This is a genomic window from Gilliamella sp. LMG 34362 (assembly GCF_984569125.1).
Genome location: NZ_OZ474902.1, coordinates 360,421 through 381,730, shown reverse-complemented (window position 1 = coordinate 381,730; position 21,310 = coordinate 360,421). Strand labels below are relative to the sequence as shown.

Below are 21,310 nucleotides of genomic sequence, written 5' to 3'. Positions count from 1 at the left end.
GCGATATTATAAAAAATAATTAAACAATAAAGTCTAATTTTTTAGACTATTCCATAATTTAACACCAATATCACATAAATATGAAATGTTTAACTTGAAATTGCATAATTATTCAAATAAAATCTTAATAATTTTTTACGGCTATTAGGAGCTCTGTATGCACGGTTTTTATCAACGTCATTTTTTACGTTTACTTGACTTTACTCCAGCAGAAATTAATCAATTGATTAATCTAGCTATTGAATTAAAAAAGGCCAAAAAACAAGGTACCGAAAAACAACATTTAGTCGGTAAAAATATTGCGCTTATTTTTGAAAAAGACTCAACTCGCACTCGCTGTGCATTTGAAGTTGGTGCATTTGATCAAGGTGCACAAGTTACCTATTTAGGGCCAAGTGGCAGCCAAATTGGACACAAAGAATCAATTGCGGACACAGCTCGAGTATTAGGCAGAATGTATGATGGCATTGAATACCGTGGCTATGGACAAGAAATTGTTGAAACCTTAGCTAAATATTCTGGTGTTCCAGTTTGGAATGGTTTAACCACTGAAGCACATCCAACTCAAATTTTAGCTGATTTTATGACCATGCAAGAACATATTGGTGAGCGAGCATTAAGCAGTGTTAAATTTGCTTATTTAGGTGATGCCCGTAATAACATGGGTAACTCATTAATGGAAGGTGCTGCACTTATGGGGATGGAAATTCGTTTGGTGGCCCCTAAAGCTTGTCAGCCAGAAGCAGAATTGGTAAAAAAATGCCAAGAAATAGCTAAAACGACTGGCGCAAAAATCATTTTAACGCAAGACGTTGCTGATGGTGTTAAAGATGTGGATTTTCTATATACCGATGTTTGGGTATCGATGGGCGAACCAAAAGAAGTTTGGGACGAAAGAGTCAAATTATTAACGCCATATCAAGTAAATCAGGATGTCATCAATTTAACTGGTAATCCAGAAGTCAAATTTATGCACTGTTTACCAGCATTTCATGATATGAATACCACTGTTGGTAAACAAATGGCAGCTCAGTATGGTTTAAAAAATGGTTTAGAAGTCACAGATGAAGTCTTTGAATCTAAACATAGCATCGTTTTTGATGAAGCTGAAAACCGCTTGCATACGATTAAAGCAGTAATGGTTGCAACGTTAGCTAAAGACTAATAATATATTTGATTATCATCATTGCTTGCTTAACTTAGCTAAGCAACTTTTTGCCGACCTAATGTCGGCATAATTTTATCAAAAGATTTTTATCATAATGACTAAAAAACAGCGCAATAAAGATTTTAAAAAGTACCTTAAACTAACTAATCCCATTCATTTTTTAGCGGTTGGCTTAGGTAGTGGTTTATCGCCAATCATGCCGGGTACTATGGGATCATTAATGGCGGTCCCATTATGGCTGTTATTCTACGGTTTAACGCCAACGTTATATTGGGTGTTTATTTTAGTAACCTTTATTTTTGGTTGTTTTGTTTGCCAAAAAACTTCAGATGATACTCATACTCATGATTCAGGCCATATTGTCTGGGATGAATTTGTCGGTATGTGGATAACTTTATTTTTTATTCCACAGATTTCGATTTTATGGGTAACGATTGCGTTTGTCGCATTTAGAATCTTTGATATGGCCAAACCTTGGCCAATCCGTTGGTTTGATAAACGCGTACCAGGGGGATTTGGCATTATGGTTGATGATGTGATCGCGGCAATCTTTTCATCATTATCGGTTTATCTTTTAACCTTTATCATTTAAAGATAAATCTATCTTTAAATGATAATTTCAATATGAAAATAAGGGTAACTTAGCATAGCAACCCTTAAAACATTTTTTGTGACCATCCTAACTTACTCGATAAATTATTAAAATAATCATAGTCTTTAGTATGGATTAAATTAAATTCATAATTGGAGCGACGGATTATCACATCTTGGGTTGGCTTAACCGGTAAAATAATTTGGCTATCACAAGCTATATTAAGATCCAAAGCGGTAGTTGGAAATTTAAGATGAATCGGATCATCACTCTTAATCACTAAAGGTCTAACTGCCAAAGAGTGTGGAAACATTGGCGTAATAATTAACGCATCTAAATGTGGCGCCAGTATTGGCCCACCAGCCGATAGTGAATAAGCGGTCGAACCAGTCGGCGTGGCAATAATTAAACCATCAGCACGTTGTGAGAACGCATTACGCTCATTGATATACACATCATAATCAATCATATGCGCAACAGTATTGGGGGTAACCACAATTTCGTTTACCGCAAAACCAGAATTAATCAATTGACCATCACTATAGATAGATACTTCTAGTAAAAATCGTGAATCTTCGTCATATTCACCTTTAATAACCGGTGTTAATTGTTCAATGACATGGTCGTGAGAAATATCGGTTAAAAAACCTAAATTACCTCGATTCACCCCAATTACTTTGATTTTATAGTGTGATAAGTGACGAGCGGAACGTAACATATTACCGTCACCTCCCACCACAATGGCTAAATCTGCTTGTTCACCAATAGTATCGAGAGATGCATAGACATTGCTAGGTAATTTAATATATTGAGCTAATCGATCTTCTACTAAAACTGCAATACCTAAATTAACTAGCCAGTCATAAAGTACCTGATGAGTTTCTATCGCCTCTAACTTACGTGGAATCCCAACCAAACCAATACATTTAAATGGTCTACCCATAAAATATCCTTGTTCATTTTTGACTTAAGTATCATTATTTTTTAGTTATCAATTAAAAAACACGATATCATCTTATCGTTAAACTTGTAATAATAAAATTTGTCCCCATAATAACTGTTATTCACTAAGTTTTCGACTAAATTTGGAGTACCGTATGACAGAACAAGAGAACAATATGTCAGAAAATGAAACAAACATTGAAACCCCAGCTGAGCAAAGTACTGAAGAGCAAACCCCATCACAACCAAGTGTTGAAGATCAGTTAAAGGCCAAAGATGCTCGCATTAGCGAACTTGAACAAGCACTGCAACTTGCTAAGAAAAACGAGAGTGAAGCAATGATTCGTGCTCGTGCTGAAATCGATAATGTACGCAAACGTGTTGAACAAGATGTTGATAAAGCACGTAAATTTGCTCTTGAAAAATTCTCAAATGAACTTTTACCGGTGATTGATAATCTTGAACGGGCATTAGAATCTACCGATAAAAATAATCCTGAACATAAAGCAACGGTAGAAGGATTAGAGTTAACACTTAAATCATTTTTAGATACGGTCAAAAAATTTGGTATTGAAGTTATCAATACAGCTGATTCACAGCTAAATCCTGATCTGCATCAAGCAATTAGTATGGTTGAATCACCAGAACATCAATCAGGACAAATTGTTAATACTATTCAAAAAGGCTATACACTTAATGGCCGATTAATTCGACCAGCAATGGTAATTGTAGCTAAATAAAGTTAGGCGATATAGTAAAAAACCGCCAAAATAGCTGGCGGTTTTTTTTATCGATTTTTCTGCTCCTCACGAGTCAGTTTTTTCATCTTTTGTTCAATACGTTGCCGCTTTAATGGCGAGAGATAATCAACAAACAGTTTACCTTTCAAATGATCCATTTCATGCTGTATACAGATGGCTAACAATTCATCAGCATCGATTTCGTAAGGATTACCATTACGATCTAATGCTTTAATCTTGATTTTTTCCGATCTAGGCACAAATCCACGGCAGTCAGGTATCGATAAGCATCCTTCTTCAATGCCTGTTTCACCCTCTTGACTAATCACTTCTGGATTAATAATCACATAAAGTTGGCTTTTATCTTCTGACACGTCAATGACAATAATTTGCTCATGCACATCAACTTGCGTTGCGGCAAGCCCAATGCCATGTTCAGCGTACATGGTTTCAACCATATTATCGATAATTTCTTGTAGCTCAGGTGTAAAATTAGAGACAGGCTTAGCGACTGTGCGAAGTCGTTCGTCTGGGAAACGTAATACCGGTAAAATAGCCATAAATTCTTCGATCTACTCCTCAATTTGGTGTTTTCTCAATTTCGTATACATTGTAAACATTTATTATGCCCATGAATAGCCTTAGTTGGCTATTGGTAAAATATATCTAATCAATTCTAGATATGGTTCAAGCTAACGATGTATATAAAAGGACTGTAATGAGTAAATATGAATTTTTATTGCGAATTTCAATGCTTGGCCATAAAAGAATAAGATATTTTGAAAAAATAGGTCTATATTTTAGTGCTGGTCTACCTAATAAAATAAATAATGTACCACTATTATTGGAAAAGATAGGCGTTTGTAAAACTCTTCAAAGTCGTTTTTTTGCCATTTCCTATCTTCATTTTGAACCCATCCTTGATTGGTTAGCTACTGCTAACCCAGCTAAACATTTGATTGCTTATTGTGACTCTGATTATCCAACATTACTTAAACAAATCAGTTCACCACCGTTATTGCTATTTGTTATGGGTAATAAACAACTATTACACTCTCCACAAATTGCAATGGTGGGTAGTCGTGAATTTAGTGAATATGGCGCACAGTGGGGACGCTATTTTGCTAGCGAATTAGCCATTAATGGTTTAACTGTTACTAGTGGGCTCGCTCTCGGTTTAGATGCCATTTGTCATCGTGGTGCACTAGAAGTATCCGGCAATACCATTGCTGTATTAGGTAGCGGTTTAGCGGAAATTACACCACGCGCCAATCTAAGATTGGCAAATGATATTTTAGCTCAAAATGGAGCGCTCATTTCAGAATTCAGCCCATTTGAAAAAGCAAGAGCAGTATACTTTCCTCGTCGAAATCGAATTATTAGTGGATTGAGCTTAGGGACATTTGTGCTTCAAGCTTCTGAGCAAAGTGGTTCACTTATTACCGCACGTTATGCTCTTGAGCAGAATCGTGATGTTTTTGCTTTACCTGGTGATATTGATAATCCAAATAGCCATGGTAGCCATTATTTAATCCAACAAGGCGCTTATCTGGTTACTAAACCAACCGATATTTTAGAACATTATAGTGGCTTTTTATCATCACTTAATCGACAGAATAATCATGAAAACAAAGAGGGTAATACCGTTTTATATCCAGAAATTTTTGCTGTTATTCATCATCAGCCTATTGCTGTTGATACAATCGCTACGCTAGTTGATTTACCCATTCCTGAGTTAACCATTAAATTATTAGATATGGAAATAGCTGGCTTAATTATCACCGTCACTGGAGGCTATATTCGTAACCGCACGATATAAAGTTATCTAAAAAATTGAGGAACGGGTTTTTTCAACATAAAAAACCGCTGTAAAAATACTGCGGTTTATTTTAAAAATAATAACGAAGAAGAACCAAGTTATTTATCGTCTACTTCAAGTGCAATTTCAGATAAGATAATGCCAGTATTATCAGCATAAACAAAATCACCCGAGAAGAAAGTTACACCGCCAAAATTGACACGAATATCAACTTCGCCAACACCTTGATCTTCTGCACCAACAGGAATTGCAGCTAGTGCTTGAATACCAATTTCAGCATCAGCAAGATAATCTACTTGGCGCACTGCACCATAAACAATAATGCCTTCCCATTGGTTTTGTAGGGCAATATCAATCAATTCGGCATCTATCAATGCTCGACGCACCGAACCACCGCCATCAATAACCAATACTTTCCCTGCACCATTGGATTGTAACACTTCGTACAAAATGCCGTTATCTTCAAAACATTTCACGGTGACAACTTGGCCAGAAAATGAAGCCACACCACCAAAGTTACTAAATATCGGTTCGACAACGTTCACATCTTCTGGGTAGTAATCGCAAAGAATTGATGTATCAAATTCCATGGTCGAGTCTCCTTATACGGTAATATCTATTCGGTTCTAGTATAACGCTAACATGAAGTAAAACGATATAAATTTGGAATAAACGTGAGCTAGCTCAAAATAATACCTAAACAATAAAGTAAATTAGTCAATAAAGCAAGTTTGACCATTTGTACTAATAGTGGCACTGCGTCTTCATTTGTATTAAATTTAAACACCATGTACATATGTTTGAGATACAACGGTAGTGTTAATAAAAAGATACCACTGCAATAAGTGTGTAACTGTTGATAAGCAAATAAACCAAAAAAACATAATGATACAATTAACAAAACTAACTGATAACAACAACCATAAGTTTTACCAATCAGCACAATCAAAGTCCGTTTATGATGTTGTTTATCACTTTCATAATCACGCAAATTATTAATATTTAGCACTCCCACTGCCAACAAACCACTGGCTATTGCAGGAAAAACGATTGATGCCGATAAAGTTTTAGTCTGTAAATAATAACTGCCCATCACACCAACTAAGCCAAAGAAGATTAACACCGATAGATCACCTAAGCCAATATAGCCATAAGGTTTTTTACCAACGGTATAAGTAATTGCTGCGATGATTGAAGATAAACCTAATAAGATAAAAATTAATAATTGATAAGCGTTATTACAGGCTAACCAAAGTAGAGTCAATCCAGAGCAAACACACAATATAATGGTGATCCAGATAGCTATTTTTAACTGATTAAGAGTGATTAGACCTAGCTGTAAACCACGTTGATGGCCGATTAAATTGTGTTTATCGCCACCTTTAACCGCATCACCATAATCGTTGGCTAAATTTGATAAAATTTGTAACAACGCTGCAGTAATCATTGCTAACAACATAATAATTAGATCAAAAGAATGTTGCCAATAGGCAAGCGCATTGCCCAACAAAATAGCAGAAAACGATAAAGCTAATGTTTTCGGACGTAAACTAATAATCCATGGATAACATTTATTGGCCATATAACTGTTTTTTTTGCGAAAAAATCAATCATTCATCATATCAGTAATTGATAGTATATTCATCCATTAGTACTAACTCATTGATGGTTTATTATCAATTTTTTTATTATTGGAATGCATAAATTTCTTTATTTTTCTGATATATCCTCTGACTTTACCCTCTCGTAATGCAGCAATAAAAAAGCCTAATGAACCATAAATTGCACCAAGAAATAGAATCATAAAGATATTAAATAAATTATCTGACAAACCTAATCCCATCTGATTTACGCCAGCAATCATATTGGTTGCCCAAGTTGATGGTAACATCCGTGATACCGTTTGTACCCATAACGGCATGGCATCAAGTGGCCATATGGTACCGGATAGATAAAATACCGGTGTTGTCAAAAAAGCTAAAGTTAAGTAAATCATCTCGGTTCGATGTAAACATTCAGTCAGTAATTTACTTAAGCCTAATACGCCTAATAATAGCGGAAATGTCATCACCAAAATAGCTGGAATGCTAGCTAATTGCCGATAACCAAGCACCCATGGCCATAATCCAAATAGGACTAAAGACAAAAATAGCCATATCGGAATAAGACCACACAAGCTACCAAATATGACAATTTTTGGTGGTTTTCCTTGTGGCAGTGAATGCAAAGTTAGATTAGTTCGTGTTGTTGCTATTAAAAAGGTATGTTGCAATAACATGACTAACAAGCCAGGAAACGTTATCGCTGCAAAACTGATACCAGCATTATAAAGCGGCATAGTTTGCCCTTTAATTGGTGATAATATGATATTAATTTGTGGATCAGAAAAACCACTATTCCGCATCACACGGGTATTATATTCGGTCAATATTTGTTGATATATTCCTCTAATATCCACCTGTATCAGACCATTTGCTAAACGGCTGGAGGCATCACCATAAGCAGGGATTGTTACATCTTCACCATTCAATAGTCGCTTTTCAAAATCCCGCGGAATGGTGAACACCGCAAATAACTTACGGCTGTTAATATCATCATAGGCTTGCAATGAATTTTCATAAGTAAGCACATCAATTTTGGAACTGGTATTTAAAGAACGAATCAGACTTCGACTGGTGGTAGTATGATCTTGATCAACAATCGCAACCGGCAAATTGGTGATGGTACCATTCACATAGACTAAACTCATTAACGAGACAGATACTAATAGCAACAGCCACATTGGTCGCATTAGCATATAAAAAAACATTTTTACTGCTGAAGATAGAAATAGCTTAAGCATGCCAATATAGCCTCTTACTGTGAATGTAAACGTTTGACTAAACGTTTTCTTACTAATACTGTAATAATTATTGGATAGATCATTAAAATAGCGCAGGTTTTCAATACCGATATATAGCTAGAATGCCGTAAAAATAGATCGAATAATTTATTAAGCGCATAGGTTAAAGGTTCAAGGGACGAAATAAATCTCGCTATCCATGGCATTGACAATTCTGGCACAACTACCCCCGAATAAGTTAATGCCAATCCAACTAACACCCCAATATAGGTATAAGCATCTAATACATTTTTGGTAAACGAATAAAGTAAAATACCGATACTTTGTGCTGCAATTACATAAAAAAACACCACTAGCATCATGGCGAATGGAGAACCTGATACCCTAGCATCAGAAAATAACACTAACATTGCTATTTCAAACATTAACAACATAGTATACCAAATGGTATAAGGTGCTAATTTACCCAAAACAAACGGATAATTAGGCCGAGTTCGCTTAGGCAAGCGAGATAAAATATAAATAGTTGTTGTTACAACAAATAATTGTAATAAATGTACAACTGCAGAAAACTGCTGAAAGTACATTGAGTTACCACTGGCATTAAATAGCCCATCATAATTGAAATTAACTTGTGCAAGTTTCGGTACCGGCAAACCAATACTTGTTGCCATTGTGGTACGATATTGAGTGTTTAATGAGGCTATTAAACCTGAATAATCCATTATAGAATAGAGGCCAGCACTATAGTATAAAGCATTATAATAGAGCATCGGCGTTGGTTGACGACCCGCTAACACATCAGCTTCAAAATTAGGTGGAATATACAAAATAGCGTAGATTTTTGCTTTTTCTAAATCGCGTTCTGCGCTCTCAAGCTGATTATCATAATTGAATAAATTTGCATGCGCACCCGCATTAAGATCGCGAACAATTTCACGAGATAAAGTACTTTTATCTTGATCGACATAGCCTACTGGCAGATCAAATAACACACCTCGGTAAAAGATACTACTGATGATCACAAAGATAATCAGCGGTAAAATCCACATTAACCAGTGGAAAGTAAAGCGCTTAAATATATCTGGGATTTCATCGTTAAATGCGTCTTTAAAGCGATGCCAGAAGTCTAAAATTAGTCGTCGATTTTCCATAATGTACTCATACCTGCACGTAAGCCTTCTACAGGTTTAGTTGGATAAAGTCTAATTTCAAACGTTTTTAAATCAAAATCACCCGTCGCTCGCGTTGCCCGTTTAGTCGCATAATCTCCCATTGGTGCAATAAAACGAATTTCAGCTTCAATTTCTTTATTACCAAGCGCAGGAACTTCCAGCTTAACATGATCACCTTTGTGAATATTAGGCATAATATTTTCACGCAGATTAAACACAAAATAAGCTTGCGGTAAGCGAATAACCGTTAATAGTGGACTATTAGGATTAAATAGCTCGCCAACTTCAGCAGGAATTGAACCTACCTCCCCATCTACTGGCGCTTTAACTTGCAAATCATCATATTGGATCTGTAGTTGTTTAAGCTGCTCTTCAGCCTCTTTTAATTTAGCATTATAGATTTCACGTTGTTCAACCCGATCGCCATTTTTGGCTTGATCTAAATTAGCTTGAGCTGACAACACTTGTTGATAAGCCGCATCGCGAGTTTTTAGCGCACTATCTAATATTGATTGCGAGACAAAGCCTTTGGCCGAAATCGCTTTGTTACGATTGTATTCTTTAGAAGCATTATCGTAAGCAACTTTAGCTTGTTCAAGTAATGCTTCATAATAACGAATACTCTCTTCACGAGTACCATTTTGAGAAAGTTGCACTTGTGCTTGCGCTTGCTCTCTAGCTGCTTCAGCGGCTTTAACTTGCGCTAACAATTCAGGACTATCGAGTGTAATTAAGATGTCATTTTGCTTAACATCATCACCTCGATTGACATGAATAGTCTGCACTCGCCCCTTTGCTTTTGAGGAAATGCTAACATTAGGTGCATCCACTTCACCTTGCAAAATTAGCTGGCTACTATGAGCACGAATTAAAATCGTCATTGAAATTAAAATAACAATCAATGCAACTACAATAAAAATTTTTTTATTCATATATTTTTTAGATTAATAAGTATCAGATAAGACCTAAACAACTAGGATAATTGTATGTAATAAAGAATTAGCATACTTCAATTACAAATATTATATCATGGGATATCGTGCTGAATTTAAACAATCAAAGCTATATTTTATGCTCAAATAACAATTAGAAGGAATTATTTACAACTATATTACAGATTATTCTATTTTAGCCTTAGATAAATTTCAATAATTGTAAACCATCATTTTAATAGATTTTATTTATAAATGTTATCAGTCAAAAGAAATAGATAAAAACCTACTTATTTAGTATGATATTTTTTAATTGAAATAATAAGGCTTAAAATATGCAAAAAATAATTATTATTGGCGGTGGTGCTGGCGGTTTAGAGCTTGCTACCGACCTAGGCGATAAATTAGGCAAAACGGATAAAGCTCAAATTACCTTAATTGATAAAAACAGTTATCATCTATGGAAACCACTATTACATGAAGTAGCAACTGGTGTACTTGATGAGCAAGTTGATAATATTTATTATGCATCGCAAGGACAACAGCATAATTTCGAATTTACTCAAGGTACCTTCACCAACCTTGATCGCAACCAAAAGCAAATTAGCATCATCAATCATAACGATGAAACTGTTCTTGTTGATTATGATATTTTAGTTATTGCTATTGGTAGCACTTCTAATGACTTTGGTACCCCTGGTGTGAAAGAACATTGTATCTTCTTAGATGACCAAAATGCCGCTATTCGCCTACGTGAAACCTTAATTAATAAATTTACTGGTTTTTGTTCGATCATTGATGACGATCAAACCACAAAAGAAGATAAAATTCATATTGCTATCGTTGGCGGTGGGGCGACTGGAGTCGAATTAGCTTCTGAATTACCTCATATGGTGGAAACATTTGGTGCTTGCGGTCGTAATAAAATGTGTTCCGATCTATTAGATGTTTCAGTCATTGAAGCAACCGATCGTATTTTACCGGCTTTACCAGAAAAAACCGCAGCTAGTATTACTAAAACACTTAAAAAACAAGGGATTCATGTATTAACCAATACTATGATTACTAAAGCGGAAAGCGATGGATTTTATCCGAAAGAAGGTGAAACCATTAAAGCCGATATGATGATTTGGACTGCTGGCGTTAAAGCGCCTGATTATTTAAAAGAGATCGCAGGTCTAGAATCAAGCCGATCAAATCAATTAGTAGTAAAACCAACATTACAAACATCTCGTGATGACAGTATTTTTGTTATTGGTGATTGCGCATACGCAATGCAAGACAATGGTCATGCTTCACCACCTACCGCTCAAGCAGCTCATCAAATGGCAAAAGTTTGCTATGAAAATATCGTTAGATTATTAAACAACCAATCATTAAAAACATTTAAATATACTGATAAAGGTACTGTGATTTCATTACATGATACCGCTGAAGGTGTAGTCAAATTAATTGGTAATAGTGAAATGGGAGTGAGAGGATTTTTCGCTTTAATGATCCACAAACTACTCTATCGTATGCATCAAGCAAGCTTACTTGGTATTTTTAAAACTATTCGTTTTGCCAGTGCTAGCAAATTTATGTATAAAACCAAATCAACTTCGATTTTTAGTAATCGTGATTAATTGCTAAAAAATATTTAACAGCTACTGAAAAATTTTGTTAAGTAGCTGTTTTCGCTTATACTATTATCTTAATTACAACTATATAGATAATAGATGATGCGTTTTATTTTCATTTTTAGTTTACTTTTCGCTAGTTACACAGCTATAGCAAATTATCAGCCACACGATGGCGATATTATTTTCCAATCTTCTCAATCAAACCAAAGTAAAGCCATTGAGCAAGCAACAAATTCACCTTATAGTCATGTAGGAATAATTTTTATTAAAAATGGCAAACCTTATGTTTTTGAAGCCGCAAGTAAAGTTATTTATACCCCGTTAGATAAATGGATAAATCGTGGCAAAAATAAAACATATGTGATTAAACGATTAAAAAATCATCCATTATCTCAGCAAGAAATTACCAGTTTAAAACAAGTCGCCCATAAATTTGAAAATAAACCTTACGATATTTGGTTTGGTTGGGATGACAAATATATTTATTGTTCAGAATTAGTGTGGAAAATTTATAATCGAGCGCTTAAATTAAAAATTGGTCAATTACAAACAATTAAAGATTTTAATTTATCATCGCCGGCGGTTAAACAAAAACTAAAAGAACGTTATGGTAATAACATTCCATATCAAGAAACAGTGATATCACCAGTTGCGATATTTAATTCACCACTACTTAGCACAGTTGATAAGCGCGATTAAATTAGTAATAATCTTTTTATTGGTGCAAAGCTTTTACGATATAGATGATTCACGCCATGTTGTTCAATGGCGTTTAAATGATCTTTGGTTGGATAGCCTTTATGTTTGGCTAAACCATATTGAGGGTATAACTTATCAAGCTCAACCATTTCACGATCACGCGTCACTTTGGCTAAAATCGATGCAGCACTAATTTCAGCCACTAACAGATCGCCTTTAACCACTGCTTGGGTTCGAATACCAAAATTAGGGCAACGATTACCATCAACTAATACATAATTTGGTTTAATGTTTAAGCCTGACACCGCTCGTTGCATCGCCAGCATAGTAGCATGTAGGATATTGAGTTCATCAATCTCATCTACAGATGCCCTAGCCACACACCATGCTAATGCATTTTTTTTAATAACATCGAAGAGCGCTTCACGTTTTTTTTCTGACAATTTTTTCGAATCAGTTAATCCAACAATGGGGTTATTTGGATCTAAAATAACAGCAGCAGTAACAACATCACCACAAAGTGGACCACGACCGACTTCATCAACACCAGCAATTAACGTTGCATCTGGATAAGTAAATTTTAACAATTAGAGGGATCCTTTAATACATCTAACACCGCTTGCGCAGCTTGTTCATCAGCATTACAACGAATTTGTTTATGCAAAGCCAAAAATGTTGCTTTTAATTCGCTATTATCACTTTTTAACAAGGGAACAATATGGTTAGCAATATTTTCTGGCGTACAATCATGCTGTAGTAATTCCGGAACAATTTCCTTGCCAGCAAGAATATTCGGTAATGAAACATAAGGTGTTTTAATTAGTTTTTTCGCCAACCAAAAGGTGAAAGCCTTCATTTTATAGCCAACAACCATTGGGCATTTAGCCAGCATACACTCAAGTGCCACTGTTCCCGAAGCTAAAATTGCAGCATTACTGGCAATCATCGCTTCCCGAGCATGACCATCTAATAATTGCAGATTAAGTTTTGGTGCAATCTCTGCCTTTATTTGTTCAAATTCCGCTCTTCTTTTACCATTTACTAACGGAACTACAATATGCAGATCAGGAAATTTATCACGTAACAATTGCGCTGCTTTTAAAAAAGGTTCAGATAATAACGTTACTTCGGCATGACGACTACCGGGCAATAAGGCTAAGCATTGGCAATCAACAGGAATACCTAACTGTTGACGCATAGCTGTTTGATCGGGTTCGAGAGGAATATCATCGGCCATTTTATGACCAATAAATCGACAAGGTACATCAAATTTATCATAAAAGGCTTTTTCGAAAGGAAGAAAAGCTAAAATCAAATTAGTATTGCGTTTAATCTTAAATACCCGCTTTTGTTTCCACGCCCAAACAGAAGGACTGACATAATGAATCGTTTTAATACTAGCTTGTTTAAGCTTACCTTCTAAAGAGAGATTAAAATCCGGTGCATCAATACCAATAAAGACATCGGGTTTGAGATCAATCAAACGTTTAGTAATATCACGACGAATAGCTAAAATACGCCGTAGCCGACCTAATACCTCGACAATCCCCATCACTGATAGCTCTTCCATTTCATACCAAGCTTGGCAACCTTCAGCTTGCATTCGTGGACCAGCAATACCGACAAATTTAATATTAGGATGATGTTTTTTAAGAGTACGAATTAAACCAGCACCGAGAATATCGCCAGATGTTTCACCGGCGACCAGAGCAATTGTTAACTGCTTATCTGTCATTAACGGATAATGCCTCGGGTTGAACGATCAAAAAAGTCAATAAACAGCTGCACTTCTGGGTGCTGTTTAGCAAGCGTTGCAATTTCAACTTTAGCATCGTCAAGCGTTAACCCATTTCGATATAGAATTTTGTATGTGTTACGGATGGCTTGTAGTGCTTCTTTACTAAAGCCTCGACGTTTCAAGCCTTCATAATTGACGCCATGTGGTGTTGCGTGATTTCCTTGAGCAATAACATAAGGAGGTACATCTTGAGCAACGCCAGAACAACCGCCAACCATAACGTGAGAACCGATTACACAAAATTGGTGTACTGCTGTCATACCGCCAATAATCACATGATTATCTAACTGAACATGACCACCAAGTGTGGCATTATTAGCTAAAATACAACGATCACCAATAATACAGTCATGCGCAACATGGGCATTAATCATCAATAAATTATCACTTCCTATACGGGTTAATTCACCGCCTTGAACGGTACCACGATGAATCGTCACACTTTCACGAATCATATTGCGATCACCTATTTCGGTGCGAGTTGGTTCACCACGATATTTCAGATCTTGGTTAACTTCACCAATTGAAGCAAATTGATAGATTTGATTATTTTGACCAATTTTGGTGTGTCCGTTAACCACTACATGTGATTTTAAAAAGGTACCATCACCTATTTCAACATTTTCACCAATATAACAAAAAGGCCCGATTTTGACATTATCACCAATCTTTGCCCCCTTTTCTACTACTGAACTTGGGTGTATTTCCGTTGCCATAGCAATTCCTTAATACGTTTGGGATATTTCAAAATCAAAATTATTTACGAGCACACATCATCTCTGCTTCGCAAACTAATTTGCCATCGACGGTTGCAACACCATGGAACAATGCAATGCCTCGACGCTCTTTAATATATTCAACATCAAGCATAATTTGATCACCTGGTACCACCGGTCGTTTAAAGCGAGCTTTATCAATTGAAGCAAAATAATAAAGTTGACCTGGTGACAATTCTTCAATACTTTTAAACGCTAAAATTCCAGTTGCTTGCGCCATCGCTTCTAAAATCAATACGCCAGGAAAAATAGGTTTATTCGGGAAGTGACCTTGGAAGAATGGTTCATTTACAGTTACATTTTTAATGGCTTTTAATGTTTTACCTTTCTCATAACTAATTACGCGATCAACCATCAAAAACGGATAACGGTGTGGAAGTAAACTGATAATTTCTTCAATATCAAGGGTATTAAGTTCGGTAGTCAAAATAGCTATCCTTATACATTATTTTCTATAAATTTTTTCTATTATAACTGAGGATACCACTTTCACTCAAGGAGTGATTTAAACTGCAGATTTTAAAATTTGTGCTGACTAAAAAATCAAATAAATGCAATAAATTATCTAAATGATATGTAAATACTATTTTATACTATATTAGATCATATATAATAAGTTCAATATTTAGCTAAAAAGATGTTTAACCTGGAGAGTAGAATGAAATCATTTATAAAAATGACATTAGTAAGTAGTGCTATCGTATTAGCATTAGCTGGCTGTGATGACAAAAAGACCACCGAAGAAAACAAAGCACCAGCAACAACCACTGCAACGGCAAATAGTGCTGAAAATACCAATGCGACAGAAAGCAAAACTGAAGCAGCTACTGCACAAAACTCAGCAGATAAAGCGACAATTTCAACTGATGCGCAAAAAGAAGCCTATGCATTAGGTTCTTCATTTGCTAATTATATGAAATCAAATTTAGAACAAAATGAAGTAACTGCTGATCAAGAATACCTAATCAGTGGCTTTAATGAAACCATGCGTGGTGCCTCACAACTTAACCAAGATGAAGTTAAAAATGTATTAGATGCATTTGGTAAACGAATTCAAGAAGAAAGCCAAGCCCGTTTTGAAAAACAAAAAACCGAAAATACCGCTGCTGGTGAAAAATACCGTGAGGATTTTGCTAAGCAAGAAGGTGTAATTAAAACTAAATCTGGTTTAATGTATAAAGTTCTTAATGAAGGAACTGGTCGTCATCCAACAGCAGAAGATACTGTTATTGTCCATTATGTTGGTACATTAACAGATGGTCGTACATTTGACAGTTCTTATGATCATAATGAACCAGCAACTTTCCCACTTAATGGGGTAATTAAAGGTTGGACAGAAGGCATCCAATTAATCGGTGTCGGTGGTAAAATTAAACTAGTTGTGCCACCTGAATTAGCATATGGTGACCAAAGTTTCCCTGCTCAAGGTGATAAAGCGAGAATTACACCAGCATCAACTTTAGTTTTTGACGTTGAGCTACTTGGTATTGATAACGATAAGGAAGAAATTCCAGCATCAGCTCCTACTAAAGCAGATCAAGCTAAATAATAACTATCAGCAAACTAATTTGATGAAACCATTAGATTATACACTGGTTATTATGGGTCCCGCTTATGGGACCCAATCTGCTTATTGTGCCTATCAATTTGCTCAAACATTACTTTCAAATAGCAACCATTCGATTGCTAACATATTTTTCTATGCTGATGGCGTTTATAATGCTAACTGTTATAGTGATCCAGCCAATGATGAATTTGATTTAGTCAAAGCTTGGCAGAGCTTAGCAAAACAATATTCGTTAAAACTAACTGTTTGTGTCGCTGCCGCGCAAAGACGTGGTATCGGTGTAAATAATCTTGCCGAACATTTTGAATTAACCGGCCTTGGCGAGTTAAGTGAAGCTGTAGCAAGTTCAGATCGAGTTCTACAATTTTAAATAATAGGCAGATAACATGAAAAAAGTAGCAATCATTATTAGCTCAGCACCACATGGCAGCGCCAAAGGTCGAGAAGCGTTAGATACCGCTTTAGCCCTTTCAACATTCAATCATATATCTGTCTTTTTTATCGGCGATGGTGTATTTCATCTCTTAGCTAATCAACATCCAGAATTGATATTGATGCGTGATTACATTGCTACTTTTAATATGTTAGAACTTTATGACATTGAAGATATTTATGTCTGTAAAGCATCATTAGATGAACGAAACTTAAACCAAACTCCTCTCAATATTGCAAACCAACTAATTGATAATAAACAGTTAACTCAACTATTGGCCAATCAAGATGCAGTTTTACGCTTCTAAAACCTGCTAAAAACCCCTCTCCTCAAAATTTTTATATAATCTTATCGATAATTTAGTGACCAGAAAATAGATTAATCACTTTTAAAACGATATAAAAATCCCCATGACTTTTATCATTACTGATTAAGTCACGGGGATAATTTTACTAAAAATTGCTAGATAAAATTTCGATTAAACGAGTTTTTTCATTTGATCTGCAATCTTTTCAGCTTGTTGACCAACCACGATTTGCACGCCTGTTTTACCTAATTTTATGACAGCCATTGCACCTAGCGCTTTAGCTGCTTGTTCATCAATTAGATCGGTATCATGAACATTCAAACGTAAACGAGTAATACATGAATCAATATTAGTTAAGTTATCTTTACCACCAATAACTACTAAATATTGTTCAGCAAGTTTAGATAAATCACCACCAGCTGGTGCATTTTCTTGTGCTAATGTTTCTTCAGTAACTACAGTTGCATTAGCAATTTCATCTTCACGACCTGGTGTTTTAAGATTGAATTTCACAATTACAAAGCGGAATACTATATAGTAAACAAAGAAGAATACGATACCTTGTAGAATTAACATATACCAATGTACTGCTAATGGGTTACGAGATTGTAACAACATATCGATTAGACCTGCACTGAATGCAAATCCAGATATCCATTGCATTGTTGCAGCAATAAATAGTGAGATACCGGTTAAAACAGCATGGATTACATATAACACAGGCGCAACAAACATAAACGCAAACTCTAATGGTTCAGTAATACCAGTAAAGAAAGCCGCAAAAGACGCCGCTAACATGATTGAAGCTGTTTTATCTTTATTACCTTTTTTAGCAGTATGATAAATTGCCAATGCCGCACCAGGTAAACCAAACATCATAATAGGGAAGAAACCTGCTTGATAACGACCAGTTATACCTGCAATCGCTTTACCAGAATCAATAGAACCTTGTCCGCCTAAGAAGTTAGGAATATCATTAACACCAGCAACGTCAAACCAAAATACTGAGTTTAAAGCGTGGTGTAGACCAACAGGAATTAATAACCGGTTAAAGAAACCATAAATACCTGCACCTATTGAACCTAAATTTTTAATCCATTCACCAAAAGAAACTAATGCGCTAAATACCATAGGCCAAATAAAATATAGCACTACTGAAACAAGTAACATAACAATAGAAACAATGATAGGAACTAGACGTTTACCACTGAAAAAAGCTAAGGTTTTATGTAGTTCAACAGAACTAAAGCGGTTATATAGTTCAGCAGAAATAATTCCAACTAAAATACCGATAAATTGGTTATTTATCTTACTAAAAGCTGGTGATATTTGTGCATTCCAACCGTCCACACTGGTATCAACCCCTTCAAATAGAGCAATAGTATTTGGTGATAATAGTGTAGTAATGATTAAAAAGCCTACCAATCCAGATAATGCTGCTGCACCATCTTTATCTTTAGACATACCATACGCAACACCAATTGCGAAAAGGATTGGCATATTATCGATGATAGCACCGCCGGATTTAATCAAAAATGCCGCAGCAATATTGTTGGTTCCCCAACCATTTGGATCAATCCAATAACCAATACCTAAAAGTATTGCAGCAGCAGGTAATACTGCCACAGGCACCATTAGCGAGCGCCCAATTCGTTGTAAATAAGCTAAAATTCCCATAGTTTTGCCTCATATTATCATTCGGGAGTTACTTAAAAATAATAAAATCTCACATCGTTAAGTAAAAGAAGTAAGTCAAATACATTTGACATTATATTATTTTACTTCGCAAATTAAATGTTTGTCTTTTGTGATTTATATCACGCTTTTTTTTTGCTTAATTAGTTTAATATAGTAAAATAACTACAACATTTTTTACTTTAAAAAAAAAGATTTATTCAATTATATCAGAAGAGATTATATTTTATGAGACTTATTCCTTTAAAAAATGCGCAAGAAGTTGGCGCGTGGGTTGCTCAGCGCATCGTAAACAAAATTAATCAATTTAATCCAACTGCAGATCGTCCTTTTTTATTAGGTTTACCAACGGGAAGTTCACCATTAGTAATGTATCAACAACTAATTAAACAGTACCAAGCGGGTAAAGTAAGTTTTAAACATGTCGTAACATTTAATATGGACGAGTATGTCGGTATTCCAGAAGATCATCCACAAAGTTATCACACTTTTATGTATGAAAATTTCTTCAACCATATTGATATTGATAAAAACAACATCCATATATTAAATGGTAATGCAGCTGATATCGAAAAAGAATGCCAAGAATATGAAGAAAAAATCAAATCCTACGGCAAAATCAATATTTTCCTTGGTGGCGTAGGCCAAGATGGACATATTGCATTTAATGAGCCAGGTTCTTCACTTTGTTCACGAACTCGTATCAAAACCTTAACTGAAGATACCATTATTGCCAACTCACGCTTTTTTGATAATGATATCAAACAAGTGCCAAAACATGCATTAACCATTGGCGTTGCAACATTAATGGATGCCGAAGAGGTAATTTTATTAGTTTGTGGACACAACAAAAGTTTAGCATTACAAGCAGCGGTAGAAGGAAGTGTTAACCATTTATGGACTGTTTCCGCATTACAAATGCATCCAAAATCAATTATTGTTTGTGATGAGACAAGCACTGATGATCTAAAGGTAAAAACACTAAAATATTTTAAACAAATGGAAGCAGATAATCTTCAAGTAACCATTTTATAAAGGATAACTCAATGTACGCATTAACCAATTGTCGTATTTACACTGGTTATGAAATTCTTGATAATCACGCTGTTATTATTGACGGTGATAAAATTGCAAAAATTTGTAAACAAGAACAATTACCAGCTGATATCACCATTAAAGATTTACAAGGTGCAAATGTTGCACCAGGCTTGATTGATATTCAAGTCAATGGCTGTGGTGGTGTGCAATTTAATGAAACTCTTGATGCACTAAGTATTGAAACCTTAGAAGCTATGCAGGCAACTAACCTCGTGTATGGTTGTACTAGCTATTTACCAACCTTAATCACTTCAACTGATGAGTTTATGATCAAAGCAGTAAACGTGATGCGTGAATATTTAGCTAAGCACCCTAACCAAGCATTAGGTTTACATCTTGAAGGGCCTTATATTAATCCTGAGAAGAAAGGTATTCATAATATAAATTACATTCGTCAACCTTCACAGGAGATGATCGACTTTCTTTGTGCAAACGCCGATGTAATCAAAATCATTACCCTAGCTCCAGAAAAAGTTGATGCCAAACATATTAAACAACTATGTGATGCCGGAATTCATGTTTCAGTTGGACATTCTAACGGCCACTATGATGATTGCCGTCGTGGTTTCAATGCTGGTATCCGCCTAGGTACGCATCTATTTAATGCTATGCCTTATATTACTGGTCGCGAACCAGGTGTTGTTGGCGCAATTTATGATGAACCAGAAGTGTATGTGGGTATCATTGCTGATGGCCAGCATGTAAGTTGGGCGAACATTCGTAATAGCCACAAAATTAAACAAGATCATTTAATTTTGATTACTGATGCGATGTTATTAGCTGGCTCTAATTTAACTTCTGGTGTATTTGCTGATAAAACTATCTATTATAAAGATGGCCGTTGTGTTGATGAAAATGGCACATTAGGTGGATCAGCATTAACCATGATTGAAGCAGTAAAAAATGCAGTAGAGTATGTTGGTATTGCTTTAGATGAAGCATTAAGAATGGCAACACTTTACCCAGCCAAAGCGATTGGTGTTGATAAACAACTTGGTACAATTAGTGAAAGCAAAATTGCCAACTTAGTTATTTTTAATCGTGACTTTTCAAATGTGAAAACTATTGTTAATGGAGAGATGAGCCGTTAGAATGTCGGATAGTT

The 21,310-nt window shown here is 35.4% G+C and carries 23 protein-coding genes; 11 read left to right on the top strand and 12 right to left on the bottom strand.

Annotation, left to right across the window (positions count from 1 at the left end; genetic code table 11):
* The first annotated feature begins 157 nt into the window (after window positions 1-157).
* Window positions 158-1,165 carry an ornithine carbamoyltransferase gene (gene argF, locus AC5LWZ_RS01870; RefSeq protein ID WP_493463878.1) on the top strand — a complete coding sequence of 336 codons (1,008 nt, stop codon included), beginning with the start codon at window positions 158-160 and terminating at the stop codon, window positions 1,163-1,165.
* 97 nt (window positions 1,166-1,262) lie between these two features.
* Window positions 1,263-1,760 carry a phosphatidylglycerophosphatase A family protein gene (locus AC5LWZ_RS01865; protein ID WP_493463877.1) on the top strand — a complete coding sequence of 166 codons (498 nt, stop codon included), beginning with the start codon at window positions 1,263-1,265 and terminating at the stop codon, window positions 1,758-1,760.
* A gap of 64 nt (window positions 1,761-1,824) precedes the next feature.
* Here AC5LWZ_RS01865 and nadK read toward each other — a convergent pair whose 3' ends face one another.
* Window positions 1,825-2,703 (bottom strand): NAD(+) kinase, encoded by an 879-nt coding sequence (nadK, locus tag AC5LWZ_RS01860; protein ID WP_294910429.1) that lies wholly within the window; start codon window positions 2,701-2,703, stop codon window positions 1,825-1,827.
* A gap of 154 nt (window positions 2,704-2,857) precedes the next feature.
* Between nadK and grpE the strand changes: the two genes are divergently transcribed.
* Window positions 2,858-3,442: a nucleotide exchange factor GrpE gene (gene grpE, locus AC5LWZ_RS01855; RefSeq protein WP_086363534.1), complete on the top strand. Its 585-nt coding sequence runs from the start codon at window positions 2,858-2,860 to the stop codon at window positions 3,440-3,442.
* A 47-nt stretch (window positions 3,443-3,489) separates the two neighbouring features.
* Here grpE and def read toward each other — a convergent pair whose 3' ends face one another.
* On the bottom strand, window positions 3,490-4,002 hold the full coding sequence (gene def, locus AC5LWZ_RS01850; protein WP_086358331.1) for a peptide deformylase: 513 nt from the start codon (window positions 4,000-4,002) through the stop codon (window positions 3,490-3,492).
* A 158-nt stretch (window positions 4,003-4,160) separates the two neighbouring features.
* Between def and dprA the strand changes: the two genes are divergently transcribed.
* Entirely contained in the window at window positions 4,161-5,261 is a 1,101-nt protein-coding gene (gene dprA / locus AC5LWZ_RS01845) for a DNA-processing protein DprA (RefSeq protein ID WP_493463876.1), read from the top strand.
* A 98-nt stretch (window positions 5,262-5,359) separates the two neighbouring features.
* Here the strand turns inward: dprA and rraA are convergent, their stop codons facing one another.
* The 5 genes from rraA to AC5LWZ_RS01820 all read right to left on the bottom strand — a co-directional run bounded on the left by rraA (window position 5,360) and on the right by AC5LWZ_RS01820 (window position 10,210).
* Window positions 5,360-5,851 carry a ribonuclease E activity regulator RraA gene (gene rraA, locus AC5LWZ_RS01840; RefSeq protein WP_086358333.1) on the bottom strand — a complete coding sequence of 164 codons (492 nt, stop codon included), beginning with the start codon at window positions 5,849-5,851 and terminating at the stop codon, window positions 5,360-5,362.
* 89 nt (window positions 5,852-5,940) lie between these two features.
* Complete coding sequence (locus AC5LWZ_RS01835; RefSeq protein WP_294912897.1) at window positions 5,941-6,843, bottom strand: 1,4-dihydroxy-2-naphthoate polyprenyltransferase; 903 nt, start codon at window positions 6,841-6,843, stop codon at window positions 5,941-5,943.
* Window positions 6,844-6,915: 72 nt separating this feature from the next.
* The gene (locus AC5LWZ_RS01830) at window positions 6,916-8,103 is read right to left on the bottom strand and encodes an ABC transporter permease (RefSeq protein WP_493457829.1); all 1,188 of its coding nucleotides are present in this window, start codon (window positions 8,101-8,103) and stop codon (window positions 6,916-6,918) included.
* A gap of 14 nt (window positions 8,104-8,117) precedes the next feature.
* Complete coding sequence (locus AC5LWZ_RS01825) at window positions 8,118-9,257, bottom strand: ABC transporter permease (protein WP_110448746.1); 1,140 nt, start codon at window positions 9,255-9,257, stop codon at window positions 8,118-8,120.
* The gene (locus AC5LWZ_RS01820; RefSeq protein WP_065579101.1) at window positions 9,239-10,210 is read right to left on the bottom strand and encodes an HlyD family secretion protein; all 972 of its coding nucleotides are present in this window, start codon (window positions 10,208-10,210) and stop codon (window positions 9,239-9,241) included. The genes AC5LWZ_RS01825 and AC5LWZ_RS01820 overlap by 19 nt, the downstream gene beginning before the upstream one ends.
* 335 nt (window positions 10,211-10,545) lie before the next feature.
* On the opposite strand from AC5LWZ_RS01820, the gene AC5LWZ_RS01815 reads away from it, so the two are divergent.
* Complete coding sequence (locus AC5LWZ_RS01815) at window positions 10,546-11,835, top strand: NAD(P)/FAD-dependent oxidoreductase (RefSeq protein ID WP_198247717.1); 1,290 nt, start codon at window positions 10,546-10,548, stop codon at window positions 11,833-11,835.
* A gap of 96 nt (window positions 11,836-11,931) precedes the next feature.
* Entirely contained in the window at window positions 11,932-12,531 is a 600-nt protein-coding gene (locus tag AC5LWZ_RS01810) for a YiiX family permuted papain-like enzyme (protein WP_370527384.1), read from the top strand.
* Here the strand turns inward: AC5LWZ_RS01810 and rnhB are convergent.
* Genes rnhB through fabZ form a run of 4 tightly spaced genes read right to left on the bottom strand, consistent with a single transcriptional unit; the run spans window position 12,528 to window position 15,532 of the window.
* Window positions 12,528-13,118: a ribonuclease HII gene (rnhB, locus tag AC5LWZ_RS01805; protein WP_110448749.1), complete on the bottom strand. Its 591-nt coding sequence runs from the start codon at window positions 13,116-13,118 to the stop codon at window positions 12,528-12,530. The genes AC5LWZ_RS01810 and rnhB overlap by 4 nt on opposite strands.
* Window positions 13,112-14,266 (bottom strand): lipid-A-disaccharide synthase, encoded by a 1,155-nt coding sequence (gene lpxB / locus AC5LWZ_RS01800; protein ID WP_110448750.1) that lies wholly within the window; start codon window positions 14,264-14,266, stop codon window positions 13,112-13,114. The genes rnhB and lpxB overlap by 7 nt, the downstream gene beginning before the upstream one ends.
* The gene (gene lpxA, locus AC5LWZ_RS01795) at window positions 14,266-15,045 is read right to left on the bottom strand and encodes an acyl-ACP--UDP-N-acetylglucosamine O-acyltransferase (protein WP_110448751.1); all 780 of its coding nucleotides are present in this window, start codon (window positions 15,043-15,045) and stop codon (window positions 14,266-14,268) included. Before lpxA ends, lpxB begins: the two co-directional genes overlap by 1 nt.
* A 40-nt stretch (window positions 15,046-15,085) precedes the next feature.
* Entirely contained in the window at window positions 15,086-15,532 is a 447-nt protein-coding gene (gene fabZ, locus AC5LWZ_RS01790; RefSeq protein ID WP_110448752.1) for a 3-hydroxyacyl-ACP dehydratase FabZ, read from the bottom strand.
* 231 nt (window positions 15,533-15,763) lie between these two features.
* Between fabZ and fkpA the strand changes: the two genes are divergently transcribed.
* Genes fkpA through tusC form a run of 3 tightly spaced genes read left to right on the top strand, consistent with a single transcriptional unit; the run spans window position 15,764 to window position 17,412 of the window.
* Window positions 15,764-16,654: an FKBP-type peptidyl-prolyl cis-trans isomerase gene (gene fkpA / locus AC5LWZ_RS01785; RefSeq protein WP_493463875.1), complete on the top strand. Its 891-nt coding sequence runs from the start codon at window positions 15,764-15,766 to the stop codon at window positions 16,652-16,654.
* A gap of 22 nt (window positions 16,655-16,676) precedes the next feature.
* Complete coding sequence (tusD, locus tag AC5LWZ_RS01780; RefSeq protein ID WP_493463874.1) at window positions 16,677-17,042, top strand: sulfurtransferase complex subunit TusD; 366 nt, start codon at window positions 16,677-16,679, stop codon at window positions 17,040-17,042.
* A gap of 16 nt (window positions 17,043-17,058) precedes the next feature.
* Window positions 17,059-17,412 (top strand): sulfurtransferase complex subunit TusC, encoded by a 354-nt coding sequence (tusC, locus tag AC5LWZ_RS01775; RefSeq protein ID WP_493463873.1) that lies wholly within the window; start codon window positions 17,059-17,061, stop codon window positions 17,410-17,412.
* Between the two features lie 171 nt (window positions 17,413-17,583).
* Here the strand turns inward: tusC and nagE are convergent, their stop codons facing one another.
* The gene (gene nagE / locus AC5LWZ_RS01770) at window positions 17,584-19,089 is read right to left on the bottom strand and encodes an N-acetylglucosamine-specific PTS transporter subunit IIBC (RefSeq protein WP_198201563.1); all 1,506 of its coding nucleotides are present in this window, start codon (window positions 19,087-19,089) and stop codon (window positions 17,584-17,586) included.
* 246 nt (window positions 19,090-19,335) lie between these two features.
* On the opposite strand from nagE, the gene nagB reads away from it, so the two are divergent.
* Window positions 19,336-20,142, top strand: a complete 807-nt coding sequence (gene nagB, locus AC5LWZ_RS01765) for a glucosamine-6-phosphate deaminase (protein WP_110448757.1) — start codon at window positions 19,336-19,338, stop codon at window positions 20,140-20,142.
* An 11-nt stretch (window positions 20,143-20,153) separates the two neighbouring features.
* Entirely contained in the window at window positions 20,154-21,296 is a 1,143-nt protein-coding gene (gene nagA / locus AC5LWZ_RS01760) for an N-acetylglucosamine-6-phosphate deacetylase (RefSeq protein WP_034903256.1), read from the top strand.
* Window positions 21,297-21,310: the final 14 nt, after the last annotated feature.